Genomic DNA, 23,202 nt, shown 5'->3' with positions numbered 1-23,202 from the left:
GCCTACCGTGCTGCGGTGGCCTGCGCTGTCAGCTGCCGCTTCACCCAGTCGTCGATCAGGCGCTTTTCGTAGCGCAGTGGATCGCTGTCGCTCTTCAGGCCGATGTTGTGCAGGTAGCCGGTATCGCTCAGGCGCGCGTCGCCCTCGCTGACGATGCGGCCGCTGGCGTCCTTCAGCGTGTACTGCAGGCTGATCCGCGGTGGGTAGATGTCGCGCATGATCCGGATGTCGCGGCCGCGCGGGCCGTGCCACGGCTCGTAGTCACCGGCGCGCTTGATGTCGACCAGGGTCACATCAAGCGTCTGTCCCGGTTGCAGCGGTTTGGCGGCAGCGGTCTGCAGGTAGCGTGCCAGCTGCTGCACCCAGTCGCCACGCTCGGCCTCGAAGCGGTTGGTACTCTGGCGGATCTCGGTGAATTTGGCCGGATCGTCCCACTTCACGCTGACCGGGCCATCGGCCTGCAATGCGCGGGGAGCTTCCGGGTCGGTCACGGTGCGCGGTGCCGCACTGGCGCCGCCCGCCGCCAGGGCGCCTGCCAACAGGGCAATCGCGAGTGAGCGTTTCATCACGGTCTCCTGCGTCCCCTCGATGGGGGCGATGTTGATCACAGATCGAGTGTGATCCTGCTTCCCGGTATCGGCAATGGCCGCATGCGTCGTCTGCAAGAGCGGTTGCCGCCAATTCATCGACGTCAACCATGACTGACGGCGCTTGACGCTGTGAATACGCCCTTTGGAAGATGCTGTGCCTCCAACCTGGCCTGCACAGACACCCTTGTCCACACTGCCGCCCCTCGTGGAGCGCCCACCGATGACGGTGCCGGCGCCCGAACCCGACCTGCATCATGGCGTGCTTGAGCGCATCAACGCCGGTTTCTGCGTGATCCAGGTGCTGTTCGAGGGTGATCGTGCGGTCGACTACCGCTTCATCGAGGTCAACGATGCCTTCGAGCGCCACACAGGGCTGAAGGATGCGCGTGGAAAGCGCATGACGGCGCTGGAGCCCGGCCATGAGCAGGACTGGTTCCGCATCTATGGCGAGGTCGCACGCAGCGGCCGCCCGGCCCAGTTCGAGATGGAGGCGCGTGCGCTGGGCCGCTCGTTCGCGGTGGATGCGGTGCGCGTGGGCCGGCCGGGCGAGGACAAGGTCGGCATCCTGTTCTTCGACATCACCGCACGCAAGCAGATGGAAGTGGAGCTGGGCGAAAGCGAAGCCCGCTTCAGTGCGCTGGCCGACGGCCTGCCGATGCCGGTGTGGGTGCTGGACGAGCGCGGCCATGCCCGTTTCGTCAACAGTGCCTTCAGCGAGTTCTTCGGCGGTGACGAGACGCGCGTGCCGGAGGACGTCTGGCGCGGCCTGGTGCATCCGGACGACGCATCGGTCTTCGAGTACGAACTGCAGGAAGCATTGAAGGCGCAGCGCTCCATGCATGCGCTGGTGCGCGCACGCCGTGCCGATGGCCAGTGGCGCTGGCTGGAGATGAACGCCCGCCCGCGCTTCTCGCGCATGGGCCGCTTCATCGGCCTGGCCGGCAGCAGCCCGGACGTGACCGAACGCCGCGAGATCGAGCTGGCCCGCGAGGAACTGCTGCAGTCCGAGCGTGCCGCGCGCAGTGCTGCGGAAAACATGGCGCGGCTGAAGGATGAATTCCTGGCCACGCTGTCGCATGAGCTGCGTACGCCGTTGACTACCATCCTCGGCTGGAGCGAATTGCTTCTGCAGCGAGTGGACAACACCAGTCCGCTGTACAAGGGCCTGAACGTGATCGCCAACAGCGCCGGTGCGCAGAAGCGGCTGATCTCGGACATGCTCGACCTCAGCAGCATGCTGCTGGGCAAGGTGCAGCTGGAGGTGGAAGTGCTGGACCTGTGCGCGGTGCTGGGTGAGGCGATCGGCGCGCAGGAACTGGTGGCCGAAGGCAAGGCGCTGGACGTGCACCTGCAGCTGCCCACGCAACCCAGCCTGGTGCTGGGCGACGCCACGCGCCTGCAGCAGGTGTTCTGGAACCTGCTCTCGAACGCGATCAAGTTCACCCCGGCTGAAGGCCGCATCGACCTGCAGCTGCGGGCTGACGGCAACTACTGGGAGATCACCGTGCGTGACAGCGGTGATGGCATCGCACCCGAATTCCTCAATCATCTGTTCAGCCGCTTCCGCCAGGCCGACGGCACCACCACCCGCCGCCATGGCGGCCTGGGCCTGGGCCTTGCGATCGTGCAGCAGCTGGTGGAACTGCATGGTGGCACGGTCACTGCGGCCAGCGAGGGCCACGGCCACGGCGCGACCTTCACCGTGCGCCTGCCCCAGCATGTTCCCGATGCCGAACGGCGGCCGCTGCGCGAAGTGATCAGCGGGCCGATCCTGGAGCCGGTGATCGTCGAGCCGTATCCGCTGCGCGGCATGCATGTGCTGGCGGTGGAAGACCAGCCGGAAGTGCTGGAGTACTTGCGGCGCATGCTGGAAGAGCAGGGCGCCAGCGTGTCTGCGGCCAGTTCGGCCGGCGAAGCGCTGGCACTGCTGGCCGACACCGGCCACCTGCAATACCACGTGCTGCTGACCGACATCGGCATGCCGGGCATGGATGGCTATGGGCTGGTGCGCACCTTGCGCGAGGACATGGGCGTGGACGCGGCGGCCTTGCCTGCGGTGGCGGTGACTGCACTGGCGCGTGCCGACGACCGTCGCCGCGCGCTGGCCTCGGGCTTCCAGGAGCATGTGGCCAAGCCGTACTCGGTAGCGCAGCTGGTGGCTGCCGTGCGCAAGGTGCAGGTGCCGCGCGCGGACAGCGCGCTGCACTGAACATTCACGGCCGATAGGCGACCCTGCAGTCAGGAGGTCGCCGATGTCCCGTATAGCTCCACGTATCCACACCGATCCGGCGCAGATCGCGCGCCTGGAAGCCCTGCTGCCGCAGCTGGATGGCGAAACGCAGGTGGAACTGATTCTGCACGATGGCCGCCGCCTGCTCGGCACGGTGGCGGTGAGGCCAACTGTGCAGCAATACCGCAACGCCGCTGGTGATGAAGGCAGCAACGGCCAGTTGCGCCTGGATGACTACGACACGCCGGTGCAGCAGCACCATGTGTGGCTGGATGAAATCGCCAGTATCAACCGCCTGCCACCCAAGGCGCCTTGATCCGAGGTAGAGCCGAGCCCACGCTCGGCTCTGCCGCCGTCCGAGCGTGGGCCAGGGCGCTACGGATGTGTCAATGCTCGAACAACGTCGGCGTCGCCTCGAATCGGCGTGCGTACGCCCGCTCCTCTGCAACCCTCGCCACCTCGTCATCGGCCAGGTCCGGTGCCCCATAGACGGCGTAGGCAACGCTGCCGTCGGCACCATGACCGATCTGATGCAGCCGGTAGCGCGAGTGGCCGCCGCCGGTGTCCTCGGGGTAGTGCACGGGCGGATGGCTGCCTTCCAGGTCCATTTCACTGTTGTCGACCACGCCACCGACGAACAAGGCTCGCATGCAGGTTCTCCTGGGTTTCCGGGGGGAGCCTCTACCCTGAACGTTTCAATGTTTCTGGCGGATCAAGGCCCCGTTCGGGTTTCGCAAAGCGGGCCGCCGGGGCCGGCCCGGCCAAGCCGGTACAATGGACGGCCCTCACGCTTGAAGTACCCGCGCCGATGGCCTCCAGCGACGACGCCCCCCTGCAGACCCTGCTCCTGCCGTTCTCCCAAGGCGCCCTGCGCTGGCCGGAGGGCCCGGTGGCCTTCCTGCGTGCCCGCGATGGCTGGCCATTGCGCGAAGTGGCCGGCAACCGCGAGGTGCATTGCGAACAGAGCTTCGCCCCGTTCGCGCAACCGCTGCAGCAGGCTGCCGGTTGGACCGTCAGCGGGCAGCTGGATGACGCGGCCGGCAAGGGCCGCTACCCGTTGGTGCTGGTGCTGCCGCCGCGCCAGCGCGAAGAAGCCCGTGCGCTGTTCGCCCGTGCGCTGGCGCTGGTCGCCGACGGCGGCCGCATCGTTGCCTGCCAGTCCAACAACGAAGGTGCGCGTTCGGGCGAGGGCGACCTCAAGCAGTTGGCCGGCCTCGGTGGCTGCCTGACCAAGAACCACTGCCGCGTGTACTGGACCGCCCCGCTGCAGCGCCAGCACGACGTTGACCTGGCCAGGCGCTGGTCGGCGCTGGATGCGGTGCGCCCGATCGTGGGCGGTCGCTTCCTCAGCCGCCCGGGCGTGTTCGCCTGGGATCGCATCGATCCGGCGTCGGCGCTGCTGGCCGAGCACCTGCCGGCCGACCTGGCCGGACGCGCCGCCGACCTCGGCGCCGGCTACGGCTACCTGTCGCGCGAACTCCTGGAACGCTGCCCGAAGATCACCGCGCTGGACCTGTACGAGGCCGAGCAGCGCGCACTGGCGCTGGCCGAGCTCAATCTGGCGCCGCCACCGCGCCCGCTGCCGCTGCGCTTCCTGTGGCAGGACGTCACCGCCGGCATCGAGCCGGGCTACGACGTCATCATCAGCAACCCGCCGTTCCACACGCCGTCGCGCGCTGACCGCCCGGACATCGGCCAGCGCTTCATCGCCGTGGCTGCGCAGGCATTGCGCCCGGGCGGGCGCCTGTACGTGGTGGCCAACCGCCACCTGCCTTACGAGCACACCCTCAACGACAGCTTCGGCGCGGTGCGCGTGGTCGCCGAACGCGACGGTTTCAAGCTGGTGGAAGCAGTGAAGGGGAAGGGCAAGTGAAGCTGGTCAAGCACATCGCCAACCTGGGCTATGGCAGCCGCAAGCAGGTGCAATGGATGTTCCGCGAAGGCCGCGTCACCGACGCCGATGGCGAGGTGCTGTATGCCGACGACCAGGTACCGCATGACGCCATCCGGGTCGATGGCGAGCCGCTGGACCCACCGCCGGGGCTGTCGATCGCGCTGCACAAGCCGGCCGGCTACACCTGTTCGACCAAGGACACCGGGCGCCTGATCTACGACCTGCTGCCGCCGCGCTTCCGCGACCGCGATCCGGTGCTGTCCACGGTCGGCCGCCTCGACCGCGAGACCAGTGGCCTGCTGTTGCTGACCGACGATGGTGGCCTGCTGCACCGGATCATTTCGCCGAAGTCGAAGCTGCCGAAAGTCTATGAGGTCGAGTTGAGCGAGGACCTGCGCGGCGACGAGGTGGCGCTGTTCGCCAGCGGCACGCTGATGCTGGAATCGGAGAAGACGCCCCTGCTGCCGGCTGAACTGGAGGTGCTGGATGCGCGCCGTGCGCGGCTGGTGCTGCACGAAGGCCGCTACCATCAGGTACGCCGCATGTTCGCCGCCACCGGCAACCACGTGCAGGCCCTGCATCGCAGCCGCGTCGGCGGGCTGGACCTGCAGGGGCTGGACGAGGGGCAATGGCGGCAGCTCACTTCCACCGACCTGGATACGCTGTTCGCTTCATGACCAACATTGCTGCGCTGCCGTTCCTCCCCGACGCCGTCATCTTCGACATGGACGGCCTGATGATCGACAGCGAGCGCGTTTCGCTGGCCTGCTGGAGCCAGGCCGCCGACGAGTTCGGACTGGGCCTGGATGAAACGGTGTTCCTGCGCATGGTCGGCCTCGGCGACCGCGATTCGCACGCGCTGCTGCGCGCGCAGGGCATCGAGGACAGCGTGATCGATGCGGTGGCCGCACGTTGCCACGACCTGTATGAGGCACGCACACAGACCGGGTTGCCGTTGCGTCCGGGCATCCTGGAACTGCTGGAGCTGCTGAAAGTGCACGCGGTACCGCGGGCGGTGGCCACCACCACGCGGCAGCCGCGGGCCAACCGCAAGCTGGCCGCTGCTGGCCTGCTGCCGTATTTCGATGCGGTGATCACCAGTGGCGACGTGGCGCGGCCGAAGCCGGCGCCGGATATCTACCTGCTGGCCGCGCAGCGATTGGGGCAGGTGCCCGGGCGTTGCCTGGCGCTGGAGGATTCACCGGCCGGTACGCGCGCGGCGCTGGCGGCCGGCATGACCGTGATCCAGGTGCCGGACCTGGTGCATCCGGATGAAGAGCTGCGTGCCCTGGGACACCGCATCGTTGGATCCCTGGTAGACGCGCACGCGCTGCTGCTGCCGTTGCTGCCGAAGTAGCGGTGGGTGCCGACCTTGGTTGGCACTGAGCCGAGCATGGCTCGGCTCTACATCTTCTGGTGGGTGCCGACCGTTGGTCGGCACACCTTTTCAATCACACCCGCCCGAACACCAGCGCAGCGTTGGTGCCACCGAAGCCGAAGCTGTTGGACATCATCGTATCCAGTTTCTCCTCGCGGCTCTCGCGCAGGATCGGGAAGCTCTCCACCTTCGGGTCCAGCTCGCCGATGTTGGCCGAACCGGCAACGAAGCCATCGCGCATCATCAGCAGGCAGTAGATTGCCTCGTGCACGCTGGCTGCACCGAGCGAGTGCCCGGACAACGCCTTGGTCGAAGACAGCGGCGGCACCGCATCGCCGAACACTTCGCGGATCGCGTTGAGCTCGGTGACATCGCCCAGCGGGGTCGAGGTGCCGTGGGTGTTCAGGTAGTCCAGCGGGCGATCGACACCCTGCAGCGCCATCTTCATGCAGCGCACCGCACCTTCACCGGAGGGCGCGACCATGTCGGCACCGTCGGAGGTGACGCCATAGCCGATCAGCTCGGCATGGATGTGCGCACCGCGTGCGACGGCGTGGTCGTAATCCTCCAGCACCAGCATGCCGCCACCACCGGCGATGACGAAGCCGTCGCGGTCCTTGTCGTAAGGGCGCGAGGCACTGGCCGGGGTTTCGTTGAAGCTGGTCGACAGGGCACCCATCGCGTCGAACATCACGCTCATCGACCAGTGCAGGTCTTCGCCACCGCCGGCGAACATGATGTCCTGCGCACCGTGCCGGATCATGTCCGCAGCGGCGCCGATGCAATGCGCCGAGGTCGCGCAGGCAGCCGACAGCGAGTAGCTGACGCCCTTGATCTGGTAGGCCGTGGCCAGGCAGGCCGAGACCGTCGAGCACATCGTGCGCGGCACCATGTATGGGCCGACCTTGCGCACGCCACGTTCGCGCAGCAGGTCGACGGCACCGATCTGCCATTCGCTGGAGCCGCCACCGGAACCGGCGATCAGGCCGGTGCGCAGGCTGCTGACCTGCTCGGGGCTGAGCCCGGCATCGGCGATGGCATCGCGCATGGCCAGGTAGGCGAAGGCCGCCGCGTCGCTCATGAAGCGCTTCTGCTTGCGGTCGATCAGGGCGTCCAGGTCGAGGTCGACGCGGCCACCGACCTGGCTGCGCAGGCCTGCTTCGGCGTGGTCGGCCAGGGCGGTGATGCCCGAGCGTCCTTCACGCAGCGCGGCCGAAACGGTATCCAGATCATTGCCGAGGCAGGACGTGATGCCCATGCCGGTGATGACGACGCGACGCATCAGAAGCTCCCGGTTTCGGTGAACAGGCCGACGCGCAGGTCGCGCGCGCTGTAGATTTCGCGGTCGTCCACGTACATGCGGGCGTCCGACTGGGCCATCACCAGCTTGCGGTTGATGACCCGGCTGATGTCGATCTCGTAGCGTACGAGCTTGGCGTCCGGCAATACCTGGCCGGTGAACTTCACCTCGCCACAGCCCAGCGCGCGGCCCTTGCCGGGTGCACCCAGCCAGGTCAGGAAGAAGCCGGTCAGCTGCCACATGGCATCCAGGCCCAGGCAGCCTGGCATCACCGGGTCGCCGATGAAGTGGCAGCCGAAGAACCACAGGTCCGGGCGGATATCCAGTTCGGCGCGTACCATGCCCTTGCCATGCGGTCCGCCGTCCTCGCGGATGTCGGTGATGCGGTCGAACATCAGCATCGGGTCGTTGGGCAAACGGCCGGCGGCGGTGCCGAACAGTTCACCGCGTGCGCTGGCCAGCAGCTGTTCGCGGTTGAACGCGTGGAGACGGGTCATGAAGCACAATCCTGGAAGCGGAGAACAGGGAAACAAGCGCCCGAGAATGCCCGTGGAAACTGTCCCGATCAAACATTTCAACCGTACGCAACCGTAGTGTTTTCAAGGGAATACGCGCATCCTGTTGATGTGCAACGACCATACTTCGGCGTGTGGCCCACCCGGCCCGGCCCCGCCTTTTCCACCTGACATGACCCGACTGCGCAAGATCATCCACGTTGACATGGACGCGTTCTACGCGTCGGTGGAGCAGCGCGACGATCCGTCACTGCGCGGCAAGCCGGTGGTTGTGGCATGGCGCGGCGCACGCTCGGTGGTGTGCGCGGCATCGTACGAAGCACGCGTGTTCGGCGTGCGTTCGGCCATGCCGGCAGTGCGGGCCGAACGCCTGTGCCCGGATGCGATCTTCGTGCCGCCCGACTTCGCACGTTACAAGGCGGTGTCACGCCAGGTGCGCGAGATCTTCCTGCGCCACACCGACCTGGTTGAGCCGTTGTCGCTGGACGAAGCCTACCTGGACGTGACCGAGCCGAAGAGCGGCATCGAACTGGCGACCGATATCGCCCGTACCATCCGCATGCAGATCCGTGAGGAGACGAACCTGACTGCTTCAGCCGGGATCGCGCCGAACAAGTTCCTGGCCAAGATCGCCTCGGACTGGCGCAAGCCCGATGGCCAGTTCGTGATTCCGCCGCAGCGGGTGGACGCCTTCCTGCTGCCGTTACCGGTGAGCCGGGTGCCTGGCGTCGGCAAGGTGATGGAAGGCAAGCTGGCCGCGCGCGGCATCGCCACCTGCGGCGACCTGCGGCAGTGGGCACTGATCGATCTGGAAGAAGCGTTCGGCAGTTTCGGCCGCAGCCTGTACAACCGCGCACGCGGCATCGACGAGCGGCCGGTGGAGCCGGACCAGCAGGTGCAGTCGATTTCCTCGGAGGACACGTTCGCCGAAGACCTGCTGCTGGAAGACCTGACCGAGGCCATCGTGCAGCTGGCAGAGAAGACCTGGAAGGCGACCCGCAAGACCGAGCGTGTCGGCCATACCGTGGTGCTGAAGCTGAAGACCGCGCAGTTCCGCATCCTCACCCGCAGCTTCACCCCGGAGCGCCCGCCGGAATCGATGGAAGAACTGCGCGACATCGCACTGGCCCTGCGCGCCCGCGTCGACCTGCCGGCGGAGACGCGCTATCGGCTGGTGGGTGTCGGGCTGGGTGGCTTCCGCGAAAAGGAACCGGTGGTGCAGGGGGAACTGTTCGAGCACGACATGATCAATCCCACAGATACCTAATCATCAAACAGCGGGGTCAGAGCCCGTTGCGCAGCAACGGGATCCGACCCACGCAGATCGAAGAGAACTGTCGAAGGCGGGGTGGGTCCGGTTGCGGGGGCGTGAGCCGCATGGATGCGGCGACCGAGCTTACATGGACGTACTTGCAGCGCCCCCCGCAACCGGACCCACCTCGCCTTCCCACCGATAGCCAGCTGTTGCTGTTGCTGTTGCCTCTGCAGGTGCAGGGCGCAGCCCTGCAAAAGAAAACTCCCCACCTCATGGCCACGGCATCTCGCCCTTGGCCACCTTCGCACTCAGCTCCAGCGACGCCACGCCGTCCAGCTTCGGATAGCGCGCCTGCATCGCCTGCACCAGCGCCGCACTGTCCTTCGCCTTTGCCGCCTCGGCGTCGAACGCGCGGATGTAGTCCGCGGTGAAGCGCAACGCACTGGCATCCAGCGCCGCACCCGGCGCGTAATGCCCCGGCACCACCACCTTCGGCTTCAGTGCCTGCAATCGCTGCAGGGTCTGCAGCCAGTCAGTGTGCGACTTCGGCGTCTGCGTGTCGGCCATCCACACGTGCTCGCCGGCCACCACCGGAATGCCGCCGACGATCGCGCGCAGCGACGGCACCCACAGCACCGTGCGGTCCGGGGTCGGGCCATCCAGGCCGATCAACGGCAGGCGCTGGCCTTCCAGCTGCAGGGCATCACCGTCCAGCACCTGCGGCACCACGATGCGGGCCGGCACGTCGGCACCCATCTTCGGTCCCCAGTAGGCCAGCTTGCCGGCCCGGGTCTGCTGGATGTGGGCGACGGTCTGCGCAGTGGCGACGATGCGTGCCTGCGGGAAGGCATCCTGCAGGGTGGCCAGGCCGAAGTAGTAGTCCGGATCGCCGTGGCTGATGTAGATCGTGGTCAGCTGCTTGCCACTGGCGCGGATCCGTTCGACCAGCTTGCGTGCGTCGCTGGCGCCGAACTGCGCGTTGACCAGGATCGCGTCATGCCGGCCTTCGATCAGCACCGAGGATACCGAGAACATCGCCTGCGGGCCGGGATGGAAGGTCTGCAGGTGCAGTTGTGATTTCGTCGCGGCGGCCGGCGCCGCGGTGGCCGGTGCGGCCAGCAGCGGCGCACTGGTGAACGTGGCGGCCAGGGCGAGGGGAAGCAGCAGGGCAGCGGTACGCATGGGAAATTCCTTGTGTAGAGCCTGGCCAATGCCCGGCTGCATGTTCGCGTAGAGCCGAGCGCGGGCTTGGCTCTACAAGGGGCGTAGCTGGATCAGTACGCGGCGGTGATGATCTGCTTCGGGTAAGCGTGCGCTTCCAGCTCGGCGACGAACGCGGCGCCGTAGTCGGCATAGCTGATGCGGCTGTGGCCACTGGCGTCGGCCAGGAAGGCCTTGGGCTGCACGCGATACTGGCCACGCTCATCGCCCGGGCCGATTTCGGCGGCCGGCGAGAAGAAGGTCCAGTCCAGGTCGTCCACTGCCTGCAGGCGATTGAAGGCTTCACGATGGGCCAGCGCGTACGGCTTGTAGGTTTCCGGGAAGTTGGGGGTATCGACCAGCTGCACGCCCGGCGCGACTTCCAGGCTGCCAGCGCCACCCACCACCACCAGGCGCGGTACGCCGGCTTTGCGCGCGGCGGCCGCCAGCTGCGCGGCGATCTCGCCCACGCGGCCGATGTCGTCGCCCGGGCGCGGGCCGTAGGCGCTGGCCAGTACGTCGTGGCCCGCGATGGCGGCGACCAGCGCGTCCTGGTCATCCAGCGAGGCGATCACCGGATGGGCGCCGGCCAGTTCGGCCGGGAGGTCCTGCGCGCTGCGCACGATGACGGTGAGTTCGTGGCCGTGGGCCAGCGCGTGGCGGGCGATCTGGCGGCCGATGTTGCCGGTGGAACCAACGAGGGCGATCTTCATGGCAGGACTCCGTGGGGCGATGTGGGCTGGGAATGGGGCCACTCTAGGCTGCTGCAGTCGCTCGAAAAACAGCGTATAACGCGCTTGTTTGTTGCGTGGATCGAGCATATGGACCGATTGACCGCCATGACCGTGTTTGTCGAGGTGGCCGAGCGCGGCAGCCTCACCGCCGCCGCGGAAGTGCTGGACATGTCGCGGGCGATGGTCAGCCGCTACCTGGCCGAGGTCGAGGGCTGGCTGGGCGCACGCCTGCTGCACCGGACCACGCGCCGGGTCAGCCTGACCGGCCCGGGTGAGGCGGCGCTGGCGCGCTTCCGGCAGATGCTGGCGATCGGCGAAGAACTGCAGGGCGAGCTGGCCAGTGATGATCCCGAGCCGCACGGCACGCTGCGGGTGACCGCCAGCGTGTCGTTCGGGCAGAGCCACCTGGCACGGGCGGTGGCCGGTTTCGTCGCGCGCCATCCAGCGGCGCGCATCGAGCTGCTGCTGGTCGACCGTACGGTGAACCTGGTCGAGGAGCGCGTGGACCTGGCCGTGCGCATCGCGCGCCAGATCGACCCCAGCCTGATCGCGCGGCGGCTGGCCACCTGCCGCTCGGTGCTGTGCGCGACGCCGTCGTACCTGCAGGCGCGTGGCACGCCGACCGCGCCGGAGCACCTGGCCGCGCACAACTGCCTGACCCACCACTACGTCGGCAAGAGCCTGTGGCAGCTGCACCGCGATGGCCGTTCGCTGTCGGTGGCGGTGGGCGGCAACATCAGCGCCAACGAGGCCTCGCTGCTGCTGGAGGCGGTACGCGCCGGTGCCGGGATCGCCATGCTGCCGACCTACCAGGTGGCGCCACTGCTGCGCAGCGGCGAGCTGATCGAACTGCTGCCCGGATTCAGTCTGGACGAGCTCGGCATTCATGCCGTGTACGCGTCACGGCGCCAGCAGCCCGCTATCATGCGGCGATTCCTGGATTACCTGGCCGAGTGTTTCGCCAGCCCGGCCTTCCAGGATCTGGATTGGCGCCCACCGGGCAAGGAGAACACATGAACCATGGACAGGCCTTGATCGACCACAACCGTGCTGCTTGGGACCGCCAGGCCAGCGAAGTGCGCGAATGGTCGCGCCCGGTGGAGAGTTCAACCATTGCCGCCGCGCGCGAAGGGCGCTGGCAGGTGCACCTGACCCCACGCGCGCTGCCACTGGACTGGCTGGGCGACGTGCGCGGCCGTCGCATCCTGTGCCTGGCTTCGGGCGGCGGCCAGCAGGCACCCGTGCTGGCCGCTGCGGGCGCCGACGTCACCGTGTTCGACCTGTCCGACGGGCAGCTGGAACAGGACCGCAGGGTCGCTGCGCGCGACGGCCTGCAGCTGCGCACGGTGCAGGGCGACATGCGCGACCTGCACGTATTCGCCAATGACAGCTTCGACGTGGTGTTCCATCCGATCTCCAACCTGTACGTACCCGACGTGCGCCCGGTGTGGACCGAATGCCGCCGCGTGCTGGCGCGCGATGGCATGTTGATGGCCAGCTTCTACAACCCCGTGCTGTTCGTCGGTGCACGTGATCCGCAGCTGGATGCACAGGGTTTGATCCGGCCGCAGTACGCCATTCCCTATTCGGACCTGGAAGACCTGCCCGCCGCAGAGCGTGAGGCGAAACTCGCCCGCGGCGATGCGCTGACCTTTGGCCACAGCCTGACCGAACTGATCGGCGGTCAGCTGGATGCAGGCTTCGTGATTGATCGGTTCATGGAAGACTGGCAGCCGAAGCCGCGCTTCCTGATCGACCGTTACCTGCCCACCTTTCTGGCCACCCGCGCACGCAGGATCGGCTGAGGCCGATCCCGGGGAAAAAGCGCGGCGTACAATGGACGGCCCCACGTTGTACAGGCGTCGTCCCTTGTCGTATCCCTATCCGCTGGTCGTATTCGATCTCGATGGCACGCTGGTCGACAGCGCAGCCGACATCGCCGAAGCGCTGAACCGCACGCTGGAAGCCATCGGCATGGCACGGGTGCCGGAAGCCACCGTGCTCGGCTGGATCGGCGACGGTGTGCGCCGCCTGGTCGAACAGGCCGTGCACGCCGCCGGTCGTGAGGTCGACCTGGCCGAGGTCATGCCGGTGTTCATGGTGCACTACCGTGAGTGCCTGCTGCGCAGCCCGCGCCTGTTCGATGGCGTGGCCGACGCACTGGCGCAGCTGCGCGCGCGCGCCGTGCCACTGGCGATCTGCACCAACAAGCCCGAAGCACTGGTGCCGCCGCTGCTGCAGCACCTGGGCATCGGTGATGCGTTCGCGCTGGTACTGGGCGGCGATTCACTGCCGCAGCGCAAGCCCAGCGGTGAGCCGCTGCGGCATATCGCTGCGCACTTCGGGCTGCCGGTCGATGCCTGCCTGATGGTGGGTGATTCGCTGACCGACTACCGCGCCGCCGAAGATGCGGGCATGCCGATCGCGCTGGTCCGCTACGGCTACCCGCGCGGTCTGGACCTGGCCACCGCGCATGCGGTGGCGGTGATCGATGACCTGCGTGAACTGCCGGGGTTGCAGGGCTGACGCAGGGGTAGTGCCGGCCGCCGGCCGGCAACCCGGAATGCGTTGCCGAAGGTCATGATGTTGCCGGCCAGCGGCCGGCACTACCATGACCGTCGCGATCATTTCGGCTGGTAACGCACACTCAACTGGTACTCACGGCCCGGCTGGTTGAACCACGCCACCGTCTCATACCTGCGGTCGAACACGTTGGCGGCACGCGCCAGCAGCGACCACGACGGCGTCAGCGCGTACTCGGCGCGCAGATCCAGCGTGCCGTAACCCGCCACCTTCACCGCGTTGGCGGCATCGTCATAGCGCTTGCCCGCTCCCTGAACCGTCAGGCCTGCGCGGAAGGCCCCGAAACGTCGATCGAGGTCCAGGCGCGCGGTCTGCTGTGCACGACGCGGCAGCCAGTTGTCGAACTGGGTGCTGCCGCCGGTGCGGTTGCGTGGGTCGGTGTAGCTCAGCTGGGCGTTGATGTCGAAGCCGGCCAGCAGCACGCCACCGGTCAGTTCGGCACCGCGGATGCGCGCCTTCTCCACCTGCTGCATCCTGAAGGTCGCCGCATCGTAGGTGATCAGATCATCGATGCGGGTTTCATAGACGTCCAGGCCCCAGTGCCAGCCCTGTCCCTGCTGCGAAACGCCCAGGTTGGTGCTCTTGGACTTCTCCGGATTCAACGTCGGCACACCGCTCCACGGGTCGTACAGGTCGCTGAAGGTCGGCGCCTTGAACGCAGTGCCGTAACTGGCATTGACACGCAGGCCGTGGCCGAGCTCCATCGCCCAGCCGAGGCTGCCCGTGGCGTGGTTGCCGAACTGCTGGTTGTCGTCGTTGCGCGCGCTGGCCTGCAGCTGGTGGCGGCCGAAGCGCCCCTGGTACTGCACGAACACGCCGGTGTTGCGGCGGCTGTCGACCCGATATCCGGCACTGCTGCCATCCAGGTTGTCTTCGCTCCAGTCCACGCCGGTGCTCAGCAGCTGGCCTTCTGCCAAGGCGAAGTCACCTTGCAGCGAGGCACTGTCGCGGTGGGTCTGAGCGCTGCCACGGGCACCGAAGTCACCAAAGTTGTCCGACTCGTTGTCACTGCGCCCGACATTGGCGGTGAACGCCAGGCGTTCGGACGGGGTGTAGCGCACCTTGCCGGCCAGCACCTGCTGGCGGGTTTCCGAATAGTTGTAGTAGCCGTCGTAATGGTTCTTTCCGTCGGCACGCAATGCACTGCCTTCCACGTTCCATTGGTCGTTGAAGGTGTAGCCACCGCGCAGGCTCTTGGACAGGTTGCGGTAGCCATCGCGGTCATGTTCGTCGGCAAAGCAGCCGGTGAACAGCGTTGCCGAGCCGCGGCAGGCATCGATGCCATCGGAATGCTGGTAGGCGATGTCGGCGCCGAACCAGCCGCGTTCGGTCCCGCCGCCGATCCCGCCGCTGGCTTCGCGCAGGCCGTTGCTGCCGCCACCGAGCTGGAAGTGCGGGGCGAAATCACCCTGGTTGCGGCGGGTGAAGATCTGGATCACGCCGCCAATGGCATCGGCGCCGTACAGGCTCGACTGCGGGCCACGCACGATTTCCACGCGCTCGATCTGCGCCAGCGGCAGGTCTTGGTACATCGCCAGGCCGAGGTCGGCACTGTTGATGCGCACGCCGTCGACCAGCACCACGGTGTGGCCCGAGTTGGTGCCGCGCAGGAACAGCGAGCTCTGCTTGCCGAGCCCGCCGGCATTGGTCAGGTTGATGCCGGCGCGGCCGCGCAGCAGTTCCTGCAGCGAGGTGGCCTGGCTGGATTCGATCTGCGCGCGGTCGATCACCTGGGCCGGCGCGATGCTGTCCTGCAGGGCGATCGGGGTGCGCGTGGCGGTGACCAGGATCTGGTCGAGCGCGGTGGTGTCATCGGCGGCCTGTGCCAGCGCGGGCAGGGCGGCCAGTACGGCCAGGGACAGCATTCGGGACTGCAGCTTCATGGGGGGACTCCAGGTGCCACGCACGCCCGCGTGGCGAAGGGGAGGAGCCGCGAAGGCAGGCACGCGCCGATGCCGCAGCGCACGCCACGGTCATCCAGCGCCATGCCCACCGCATCGCGACCTGAGGCTTCCGGGCCGGTCTCCGGGCTTGCCGCCGGGTGGCGCGAGGCCACCGTCCAGGCGCCTTCCCATGCCTGCGGCACAGTGGCGGTGTTGCCTGGAACTGACGTGCTTACCGTTGCGGGGGCAGCGCCGGCCTGGCATGGAATCACGCGTCACCGGCTTCCCGTTTCAACCTGCCGGCCACGGCCGCAGGTCACCTGGAAGTGCGCGCAGTCTACGGCATCGCAGGCCGTCCCGTTGCGTCGCGCCTGCGCGGCTGCCTCTGCTGTGCCTTTAGAATGGTTGCTCGATCCCGTGGTGCCGTTACCGATGTCTGCCCGTTCTCCGTTGTACCTGCGTCGCCCGTCCGGGACGCACGCATGATCCTCGACCTGGTCCGCCATGCCGGCAACGGTCGCGATGAGTTCCTTGATGGCCGCAGCGATCCACCGCAGCTGGCCGGCCTGCCGCAGGAGCTGGTCGAGGCCTATGCCGGGCAACGCTGGGAGCGGGTGATCAGTTCACCGCGGTTGCGCGCCCTGCACACGGCGATGGCGCTGGCCACCCCACGCGGGCTGGACGTCGAAGCGGACGAGGAATGGGAAGAACTGGATTTCGGCGATTGGGACGGGCAGTCGCTGTTCGACCTGCCGGAAGATGCGCTGGCCGCCTTCCATGCCGATCCGCATGCGTTCCCGCCGCCGAACGGCGAGAGCTGGGGTCATTTCGAGCGGCGTATCGCGCGCGCGCTGGATCGCCTGCTCGATGATGATGATCCGGTGCCGACGCTGGTGGTCAGCCATGGTGGCCCGCTGCGCATGGTGTTGTCGCAGGTTTGCGGCCTGCCGATGTCGCTGTGCTGGGCCCTGCGCATCGACCACGGCACGCGCCTGCGGGTGTGGCTGGAGCGGGGCGAGGTCGGGCTGGTGGGCGAGCTGCTGGAACTGCAGCAGCCGTAGTCCATCGGTAGTGCCGGCCGCTGGCCGGCAGCCTCAGGAACGTTGCAAGGATCACGCAGTTGCCGGCCAGCGGCCGGCACTACCGGTGCAGTCAATCCTCGTCCGCGCCCTCGGCAACGCTGTCTTCAGCGTCATCGTCGGCATCGAAGCGCTGCTCATGCACCGGGCCCGACGCCGGGCCGGCCGACTTCAGCGGATGCGCGGCGATGCGCGCTTCGTAGTCCTGCACCAGCGCTTCACGCTGCGGCTCGCTCAGCTCCTGCCAGTGGCAGTCCAGCAATGCGCCTTCCAGCGAGTACAGCAGGTTCAGGCTGGGCTTGAAGCCGGCCCGCTTGACCTTGACGAAGGCGCCAACTGCGCCGATCGCAACCAGGTCCTCGCGGCTGCGCAGCCCGACCTGGCGCAGCCACGCTGCACTCTTCGGGCCGATGTTGCGCAGCTTCGGTGCGCTCATCCCAGTGCCTCGACGAACACGCGGGCGATGGCTTCCAGGCCGGCCTGATCGTCGGCGTCGAAGCGGCCGACCTTCGGGCTGTCGATATCGAACACGCCGATCAGTTCATCGCCGCGCAGCAGCGGCACCACCAGCTCCGAACGCGAGGCCGAGTCGCAGGCGATGTGGCCGGGGAAGGCATCGACGTCGTCCACGCGCTGGGTTACGCGCTGGCTGGCGGCGGCACCGCACACACCCTTGTCCAGCGGGATGCGCACGCAGGCCGGCAGGCCCTGGAACGGGCCGACCACCAGTTCCTTGCCGTCATACAGGTAGAAGCCCACCCAGTTCAGGTCGGGCAGGGCGTGATAGACCAGTGCGGAGAGGTTGGCCGCGTTGGCGATGCGGTCGGACTCGGCGTAGACCAGGCCACGGGCCTGTTCCAGCAGCTGGGCGTATTGTTCCGGCTTGCTGCCGGTGAGCGAGGCATTGGCGAACATGCCCGCAGTCTAGCAAGTGCACCGGGCCGGCGATAATGCACGCACTGTTGCCCTGTTGGAGCCGATCGATGCCGTTGCCCGCTACGCTGCCGCCCGCCCTGTTCGTTACCGGCACCGATACCGAAATCGGCAAGACCGCGGCCAGCACCGCGCTGCTGCATGCACTGCGCCAGCGTGGCCTGCGCGCGGTGGGCATGAAGCCGGTGGCCAGCGGCAGCGAGGATCTGGGGCAGGGCCTGCGCAACGAGGACGCGCTGGCGCTGCAGGCGGCCAGCTGGCCGGTGCCGGACTATGCCGATCTGAATCCCTATGCGCTGCGGCAGCCACTGGCACCGGAGCTGGCTGCTGCCGAGGACGGCGTGCAGGTGGCGCTGGCGCCGATCGTGGCCGCGTTCGAACGCCTGCGCGCGAAGGCCGATATCGTCGTGGTGGAGGGCGTGGGCGGTTGGCTGGCGCCGGTCTCGGCCACGCTGGACCAGCTCGACCTGGTGCGTGCGCTGCAGCTGCCGGTGCTGCTGGTGGTGGGCATGCGGCTGGGCTGCGTCAACCACGCGCGGTTGACCGCGCAATCGCTGCAGGCCAGCGGCGTGGACTGCCTGGGCTGGATCGGCAACCACATCGACCCGGCAATGCAGCGCCAGGACGAGAACATCGCCACGCTGCAGCAGCGCCTGCCGATGCCGTGCTGGGGACGGCTGCCGCATCTGCCGGATGCCAGTGGTGAAGCGCTGGCGGCGCACCTGCTCGACGACCTGGGGTAGTGCCGGCCGCTGGCCGGCAACCTCGATGAATCACGTCCGTGCAGTTGCCGGCCAGCGGCCGGCACTACCGTGCTGCAGCCGCCAGCTCCCGCGCGATCGCACCCAGCCGTTCCACCGCACCGATGAAGCGCGCATCCAGGCTCTGGCAGCACGACAGCCGCAGGCAGTGGCGATAGCGCGCACCACGCGAATAGACCTGGCCGGGCATGAACACGATGTCCTCCTGCAGCGCTCGCTCGAACAGCTCTCGCGTGTCAACGCCCGGCAGTTCCAGCCACAGCAGGAATCCGCCCTGTGGTTCGGTGGCGCGGGTGCCTGCCGGGAAATGCTCGGCTACCAGCTGGCGCAGCCGTCCCACCTGTTCGCGGTACAGGCGGCGCATGCGATGCAGATGGTGCTCGTAGCTGCCTGCTTCCAGATACGCGGCCACCGCATCGCCGAGCAGCTGCGGCTCACCGCCGGTGGACTGGAACTTCAGCAGCGCGATGCGCTCTGCGAAGCGACCGCCATCCAGCCAGCCGATGCGGTAATCCGGCGCCAGTGTCTTTGAGAAGCCACCGACCACCATCACCCAGCCATCGCGATCAAAGGCTTTCAGCAACGGGGCCGGTGGCTCGCAGAACTGCAGCTCGGCGTACACCGCATCCTCGATCAGGGGCAGCTGCCGTGCGTTGACCAGCTCGGCCAAGCGTTGCTTGGCGGCGGTCGGCATGGTGCAGCCGAGCGGGTTGTGCACGGTCGGCATCACCACCAGTGCGGCCAGCGGCGTGTGCTCCAGCAGCGCATCCAGTGCACCTACATCCAGTCCGTGCTGCGGGTGGGTGGGTAACTCGATGGCCTGCAGGCCGAGGTTGGCCAGCAACGGATACAGGTTGAAGTAGGACGGCGCCTCAATGCCCACCGCATCACCGGGCTGGGTGACCGCGCGCAACGCCAGCTGCAGGGCTTCCATCGCACCATGGGTCAGCAGGAGTCGCTCGGCGTGGGTGTGCAGGCCCATGCGCGGACTGCGGCGCACGATCTGCGCCAGCAGCCGCGGTGAACCATTCGGGCGCGCGTAGGTCTCCACCGTCTGTTGGCCATGGCGCAGTACCTGCGCGGTGTGCTTGGCCAACTGCGCGCCGGGGTAGAACTGGCGACCACGCGGGCCGGCGAAGGCCAGGTCGACCACACCCGGGCGGCGCTGCGCTTCCAGCACGCGCGCCATCAGCACCTGCTGCAGCGGTGCGGTGGGTGCCGAGGGCGCATCGCGCAATGATCGTTCCGGCACCGACAGCCGCGGCGCCACCTCGAAGCCGGCCTTGGGCCGCGGAATGACCAGGCCCGCATCTTCCAGCTGGCGATAGGCGGCGATCACCGTGTTGAGGCTGAGCCTGCGCTGCGACGCCATCTGCCGCAGCGAAGGCAGGCGGCTGCCGACCGGAAGGCGACCGCCGTGGATGGCCTCAGCCAGTTCGTCGGAGAGCCGCTGGTAGCGTGGAGGGATCATCGTGGCCTGGTCATCTGTATCCATCGAACATCCCGCCATCTGGTGCTGTACCCATGATGATGGCGAGCCTAGCATGTCGTCGTCGGCCGGGCCTGATCGGGGCGTGGCTGGCGCATTCCAAGCGCACGGCGGGACCGCCGTGCGTCTTTTTTTGTGTGTAGAGCCGAGCACCGATCAGCCCCAGGGCAAATGCCGTCAGCGCATCGGCACCAGCACCGCCTCGCGCCGGTACAGCGCCGGGAACTGCCTGGCCAGGGCCGCCAGCTTCGGTGCGTCGTAGTAGCGGATGTAGGCGGCCTGCGGGTAGTTGGTCATGTAGTTCTGGTGGTAGCTCTCGGCCGGGTAGAAGCGCTGGCCGCTGACCAGCTGGGTGACGATCGGTGCGCGGTAGCTGCCGGCCTGGCTGAGCTGGGCGATGTAGGCACGGCTGGCCGCCTGCTGGCGGGCGTCATCACTGAAGATCGCCGAGCGATACTGGCTGCCGTGGTCCGGACCCTGGCGGTTGAGCTGGGTCGGGTCGTGCGCGACCGAGAAGAACACCTGCATCAGCTGTCCATAGCTGACCTGGCGCGGGTCGTAGTCAATCTTTACAGCTTCGGCATGGCCGCTCTGTCCACCGCTGACGCGCTCATAGCGCGCATTGGCTGCACTGCCACCGATATAGCCGGACACCGCATTGCTCACGCCCTTGACGTGCTGGAACACGCCCTGCACGCCCCAGAAGCAACCGCCGGCAAACACCACGCTGGCGTGGGTGGCGTCATCGCGGAACGCCGCATCGCCGGTGGGGGCCGGCAGTGCCTGGATCTGCGCGCTGGCTTCGACCGGCGCCGCAGCCGCACCGTGATCGACCAGCAGCACCCCGGCAATCAATGCCATGGCCACCAGGCCGGCCACACCGGCGGCGATGCCCTGTTCAAAGGAGAGTTTCATCATGTGCTCCCGGTTCAACCGAAGGTGAAGGCATAGGCCTGCACGCCCGCATCGAGGAATTCGATCTCGAAGCGATGCGGACCGACCGTGCCGCGCTGGCGTACCAGCTGGTACAGGCGATGCTCGTCGACCACGCCACTGCCATCGGCGCCGACATCACTACCGGCATCGGCGGCGGGCAGCGCCTTGCCATCCAGCCAGACGCGGAAGCGCACCGGCCTGCCGTCGCGGCTGGGCGCCAGCACCAGGTGCAGGTCGCGCGCATGGAACTGGAAGGCAATGCGGCCACCGGCCTGCTGCAGCTGTGCGGCTTCATCGGTGACGGTCCAGCGCCCCGACAGTCCCCACTGGTTCAGCGCCAGGGTCGTTGGCAAGGAGTAGTCGAACGCGGCATCACTGCGCTGCCCGCCGGGCGAGGCGAACTGTTCGGCGCGGGCGTGGCCCAGATACGTTTCCGGCGAGCGCAGGTTGCCCATGTCGGCCTGCACGGCCACGCCTTTCAGGTCGGCGGCCGCAGGATCGGCAGGCGGCGGCAGGTTGGCCTGCCCGGCTTCGGTCAGCAGGCGACGGATCATCTGTTCCGAACGCGCGTAACTGCCTTCGCCGAACTGGTGGCCGCGGATGTTGCCCTGCGCATCAACGAAGTACTGCGCCGGCCAGTAGCGGTTGTTGAACGCGCGCCAGATCGTGTACTGGTTGTCGAGCGCCACCGGGTACTCGACCTTCAGCTGCTGCACCGCCTTCATCACGTTGCGCGGGTCACGCTCGAAGGCGAACTCCGGCGTGTGCACGCCGATCACCACCAGGCCGTGGTCGCGGTAGCGGCGCTCCCATTCGTGAACGAACGGCATCGCACGCAGGCAGTTGATGCAGGAGTAGGTCCAGAAGTCGACCAGTACCACCTTGCCGCGCAGCTGCTGGGCCGTCAGCGGTGGGCTGTTGAGCCAGCCGGTGGCCCCGTCCAGCGCGGGCAGGGTGCCCTCGACCGGCAGCGGTGCATCGCCAGCGGCGTCGGCACCGGCCATCATCATCATCGGTGGTACCGCCGGCTGCGCGCCGGGTACCGCGTCCAGCAGGCCCTGCTCGATACGCGCGGTGCTGAGCGTGGAAAGACGGGTCAGCAGGCCGGTATCCCAGCCCAAGCCGATTGCCACCACCGCCAGCAGGGCGGCCACGCCCAGCACCTTGCGCAGTGCATTGCCGAGTCCAAGCCGCGCCTGCAGCGCACGGAACACCCGGCCGCCCACCCACACCGCCAGTGCCAGCGCGGTGATCGCGCCCAGCGCATACGCCAGCAGCAGGGCGCTGGTACCCACGCTGGCACCATGCAGGGCGGCACCGGTCAGCACCAGGCCGAGGATCGGACCTGCACACGGTGCCCACAGCAGGCCGGTGGCGATGCCGATCAGCAGCGAGGTCCACGCGCCGCCGCGCCCAGCGGCATCCGCGGCATCGGCGCGCGCGCTCAGACGGGCACCCACGCGCTGGAACGGCGCCAGCAGATGGTCGGCCAGTCGTGGCCACAGCAGGGCAACCGCGAACAGTGCCATCAGCAGCAGGGCGATCCAGCGCCCGACCTGGTTGGCCTGTGCCACCCATTGGCTGCCCACCGCGGCCAGGCTGGCAACCACGGTGAAGGTGAGCGCCATGCCCAGCAGCAATGGCAGCGTGCTGCGCAGGAACGGACGGTCGGCACGCGCGAACACGAACGGCAGCACCGGCAGGATGCAGGGGCTGAGCAGGGTCAGTGCGCCCCCCAGGTAGGCAAGCAGCAACAGCAGCATCGTCAGGCTCCGGAAACAGGGGAAGAACCGACCGGCACCCGCCAGCCGTCGGCAGTGCCATCCGTGGCGCCGGGAACGAACACCATCGCTGCACCGTTCATGCAGTAGCGCAGCCCGGTCGGGCGTGGGCCATCGTTGAACACATGGCCGAGGTGGCCGCCACAGCGACGGCAGTGCACCTCCACCCGCAGCATCCCGAAGGTAACGTCGCGGTCTTCGCCGATGGCGTTGTGCAGCGGCGCCCAGAAGCTGGGCCAGCCGGTGCCGCTCTCGAACTTGGTGGACGAGGAAAACAGCGGCAGCGCACAGCCGGCACACGCGAAGGTGCCCTGCCGGTGTTCCTTGTTGAGCGGGCTGCTCCACGGCCGTTCGGTGGCCTGCTGGCGCAGCACCGCGTACTGCGCCGGGGTCAGGCGCTGGCGCCACTCGGCATCACTGTGCATGACCTCGAACTGTCGCGACGGACGCGCTTCAGCGGCGGCCGGGGCGGCGCGGCTGCAGGCCCCCAGGCCGAGCAGGCCGGCGGCGGTGGCAACACCTCCCAGGCCCAGCAGATGGCGGCGGGACAAGGACATGGCGGACTCCGGGAAGGGGATGACGGGGCCATGCTGCGCCCGCCCGGGTCAACGAATCCTCACGCAGGATTCAATTTTTCGTGAGGTATCGGCGGCCGTCCCGC

Annotated in this window: 24 protein-coding genes and 1 riboswitch; of the genes, 11 read left to right on the top strand and 13 right to left on the bottom strand. The window is 67.9% G+C overall.

From position 1 onward, the window contains the following. Positions 1-2 precede the first annotated feature (2 nt). A complete protein-coding gene (locus tag ACM0PB_RS15845; protein ID WP_049412742.1) occupies positions 3-566 on the bottom strand; it encodes a DUF3016 domain-containing protein in 564 nt (187 codons plus the stop codon). A gap of 244 nt (positions 567-810) precedes the next feature. On the opposite strand from ACM0PB_RS15845, the gene ACM0PB_RS15840 reads away from it, so the two are divergent. Beyond that, a complete protein-coding gene (locus ACM0PB_RS15840) occupies positions 811-2,799 on the top strand; it encodes a hybrid sensor histidine kinase/response regulator (RefSeq protein WP_065186687.1) in 1,989 nt (662 codons plus the stop codon). 43 nt (positions 2,800-2,842) lie between these two features. Further along, a complete protein-coding gene (locus tag ACM0PB_RS15835) occupies positions 2,843-3,136 on the top strand; it encodes a DUF3247 family protein (protein WP_019660923.1) in 294 nt (97 codons plus the stop codon). A 70-nt stretch (positions 3,137-3,206) separates the two neighbouring features. Here ACM0PB_RS15835 and ACM0PB_RS15830 read toward each other — a convergent pair whose 3' ends face one another. After that, on the bottom strand, positions 3,207-3,470 hold the full coding sequence (locus tag ACM0PB_RS15830; protein ID WP_005415125.1) for a hypothetical protein: 264 nt from the start codon (positions 3,468-3,470) through the stop codon (positions 3,207-3,209). 158 nt (positions 3,471-3,628) lie between these two features. Here ACM0PB_RS15830 and ACM0PB_RS15825 point away from each other — a divergent pair, with 158 nt between their 5' ends. The 3 genes from ACM0PB_RS15825 to ACM0PB_RS15815 are packed head-to-tail and all read left to right on the top strand — an operon-like array spanning position 3,629 to position 6,071. Continuing rightward, positions 3,629-4,693 (top strand): class I SAM-dependent methyltransferase, encoded by a 1,065-nt coding sequence (locus tag ACM0PB_RS15825; RefSeq protein ID WP_065186688.1) that lies wholly within the window; start codon positions 3,629-3,631, stop codon positions 4,691-4,693. Then, positions 4,690-5,391, top strand: coding sequence for a pseudouridine synthase (locus ACM0PB_RS15820; protein WP_053498050.1), 702 nt, complete (start codon positions 4,690-4,692; stop codon positions 5,389-5,391). Before ACM0PB_RS15825 ends, ACM0PB_RS15820 begins: the two co-directional genes overlap by 4 nt. Further along, on the top strand, positions 5,388-6,071 hold the full coding sequence (locus tag ACM0PB_RS15815) for an HAD family hydrolase (protein WP_065179277.1): 684 nt from the start codon (positions 5,388-5,390) through the stop codon (positions 6,069-6,071). Before ACM0PB_RS15820 ends, ACM0PB_RS15815 begins: the two co-directional genes overlap by 4 nt. A gap of 94 nt (positions 6,072-6,165) precedes the next feature. Here the strand turns inward: ACM0PB_RS15815 and fabB are convergent, their stop codons facing one another. Both fabB and fabA read right to left on the bottom strand, forming a co-directional pair. Next, the gene (gene fabB / locus ACM0PB_RS15810) at positions 6,166-7,374 is read right to left on the bottom strand and encodes a beta-ketoacyl-ACP synthase I (RefSeq protein ID WP_414604503.1); all 1,209 of its coding nucleotides are present in this window, start codon (positions 7,372-7,374) and stop codon (positions 6,166-6,168) included. Beyond that, positions 7,374-7,889, bottom strand: a complete 516-nt coding sequence (gene fabA / locus ACM0PB_RS15805) for a 3-hydroxyacyl-[acyl-carrier-protein] dehydratase FabA (RefSeq protein WP_005415130.1) — start codon at positions 7,887-7,889, stop codon at positions 7,374-7,376. Before fabA ends, fabB begins: the two co-directional genes overlap by 1 nt. A 190-nt stretch (positions 7,890-8,079) precedes the next feature. Here fabA and dinB point away from each other — a divergent pair, with 190 nt between their 5' ends. Beyond that, positions 8,080-9,174: a DNA polymerase IV gene (gene dinB / locus ACM0PB_RS15800; protein ID WP_065179279.1), complete on the top strand. Its 1,095-nt coding sequence runs from the start codon at positions 8,080-8,082 to the stop codon at positions 9,172-9,174. 258 nt (positions 9,175-9,432) lie between these two features. On the opposite strand, the gene ACM0PB_RS15795 is transcribed toward dinB, so the two are convergent. Further along, on the bottom strand, positions 9,433-10,344 hold the full coding sequence (locus ACM0PB_RS15795) for an MBL fold metallo-hydrolase (protein ID WP_164093530.1): 912 nt from the start codon (positions 10,342-10,344) through the stop codon (positions 9,433-9,435). A gap of 92 nt (positions 10,345-10,436) precedes the next feature. Then, positions 10,437-11,075 carry an NAD(P)-dependent oxidoreductase gene (locus ACM0PB_RS15790; protein WP_139726681.1) on the bottom strand — a complete coding sequence of 213 codons (639 nt, stop codon included), beginning with the start codon at positions 11,073-11,075 and terminating at the stop codon, positions 10,437-10,439. 108 nt (positions 11,076-11,183) lie between these two features. Between ACM0PB_RS15790 and ACM0PB_RS15785 the strand changes: the two genes are divergently transcribed. From ACM0PB_RS15785 to gph, 3 genes are all read left to right on the top strand, one after another. After that, positions 11,184-12,113: a LysR family transcriptional regulator gene (locus ACM0PB_RS15785; RefSeq protein ID WP_005415135.1), complete on the top strand. Its 930-nt coding sequence runs from the start codon at positions 11,184-11,186 to the stop codon at positions 12,111-12,113. After that, complete coding sequence (locus ACM0PB_RS15780) at positions 12,110-12,901, top strand: class I SAM-dependent methyltransferase (RefSeq protein WP_005415136.1); 792 nt, start codon at positions 12,110-12,112, stop codon at positions 12,899-12,901. Before ACM0PB_RS15785 ends, ACM0PB_RS15780 begins: the two co-directional genes overlap by 4 nt. A gap of 64 nt (positions 12,902-12,965) precedes the next feature. Next, entirely contained in the window at positions 12,966-13,622 is a 657-nt protein-coding gene (gene gph, locus ACM0PB_RS15775; RefSeq protein ID WP_139726682.1) for a phosphoglycolate phosphatase, read from the top strand. A gap of 98 nt (positions 13,623-13,720) precedes the next feature. Here the strand turns inward: gph and btuB are convergent, their stop codons facing one another. Next, positions 13,721-15,562, bottom strand: coding sequence for a TonB-dependent vitamin B12 receptor (gene btuB, locus ACM0PB_RS15770; protein WP_065179284.1), 1,842 nt, complete (start codon positions 15,560-15,562; stop codon positions 13,721-13,723). A gap of 116 nt (positions 15,563-15,678) precedes the next feature. Beyond that, positions 15,679-15,901: riboswitch (cobalamin riboswitch) on the bottom strand. A gap of 143 nt (positions 15,902-16,044) precedes the next feature. Between btuB and ACM0PB_RS15765 the strand changes: the two genes are divergently transcribed. Next, positions 16,045-16,623 (top strand): histidine phosphatase family protein, encoded by a 579-nt coding sequence (locus tag ACM0PB_RS15765; RefSeq protein ID WP_065179285.1) that lies wholly within the window; start codon positions 16,045-16,047, stop codon positions 16,621-16,623. Between the two features lie 91 nt (positions 16,624-16,714). Here ACM0PB_RS15765 and ACM0PB_RS15760 read toward each other — a convergent pair whose 3' ends face one another. Together ACM0PB_RS15760 and msrC are read right to left on the bottom strand one after the other, a co-directional pair. After that, the gene (locus ACM0PB_RS15760; protein ID WP_065179286.1) at positions 16,715-17,077 is read right to left on the bottom strand and encodes a TfoX/Sxy family protein; all 363 of its coding nucleotides are present in this window, start codon (positions 17,075-17,077) and stop codon (positions 16,715-16,717) included. Beyond that, complete coding sequence (gene msrC, locus ACM0PB_RS15755) at positions 17,074-17,556, bottom strand: free L-methionine (R)-S-oxide reductase MsrC (RefSeq protein WP_004140850.1); 483 nt, start codon at positions 17,554-17,556, stop codon at positions 17,074-17,076. Before msrC ends, ACM0PB_RS15760 begins: the two co-directional genes overlap by 4 nt. Positions 17,557-17,624: 68 nt before the next feature. Here msrC and bioD point away from each other — a divergent pair, with 68 nt between their 5' ends. Continuing rightward, positions 17,625-18,317: a dethiobiotin synthase gene (bioD, locus tag ACM0PB_RS15750; protein ID WP_164093533.1), complete on the top strand. Its 693-nt coding sequence runs from the start codon at positions 17,625-17,627 to the stop codon at positions 18,315-18,317. 64 nt (positions 18,318-18,381) lie between these two features. On the opposite strand, the gene ACM0PB_RS15745 is transcribed toward bioD, so the two are convergent. From ACM0PB_RS15745 to msrB, 4 genes are all read right to left on the bottom strand, one after another. Beyond that, complete coding sequence (locus ACM0PB_RS15745; protein ID WP_164093534.1) at positions 18,382-19,830, bottom strand: aminotransferase-like domain-containing protein; 1,449 nt, start codon at positions 19,828-19,830, stop codon at positions 18,382-18,384. 171 nt (positions 19,831-20,001) lie between these two features. Then, positions 20,002-20,739: a peptide-methionine (S)-S-oxide reductase MsrA gene (gene msrA, locus ACM0PB_RS15740; protein WP_065179295.1), complete on the bottom strand. Its 738-nt coding sequence runs from the start codon at positions 20,737-20,739 to the stop codon at positions 20,002-20,004. 14 nt (positions 20,740-20,753) lie between these two features. After that, a complete protein-coding gene (locus tag ACM0PB_RS15735) occupies positions 20,754-22,523 on the bottom strand; it encodes a cytochrome c biogenesis protein DipZ (RefSeq protein ID WP_171956397.1) in 1,770 nt (589 codons plus the stop codon). 2 nt (positions 22,524-22,525) lie between these two features. Further along, the gene (gene msrB / locus ACM0PB_RS15730) at positions 22,526-23,098 is read right to left on the bottom strand and encodes a peptide-methionine (R)-S-oxide reductase MsrB (protein WP_065179290.1); all 573 of its coding nucleotides are present in this window, start codon (positions 23,096-23,098) and stop codon (positions 22,526-22,528) included. Positions 23,099-23,202 lie beyond the last annotated feature (104 nt).

The organism is Stenotrophomonas sp. AR029, assembly GCF_047520695.2.
GTDB classification, from domain to species: domain Bacteria; phylum Pseudomonadota; class Gammaproteobacteria; order Xanthomonadales; family Xanthomonadaceae; genus Stenotrophomonas; species Stenotrophomonas sepilia.
The sequence above is the reverse complement of the archived record's forward strand: the minus strand, read 5'-3'. Positions and strand labels throughout refer to the sequence as shown.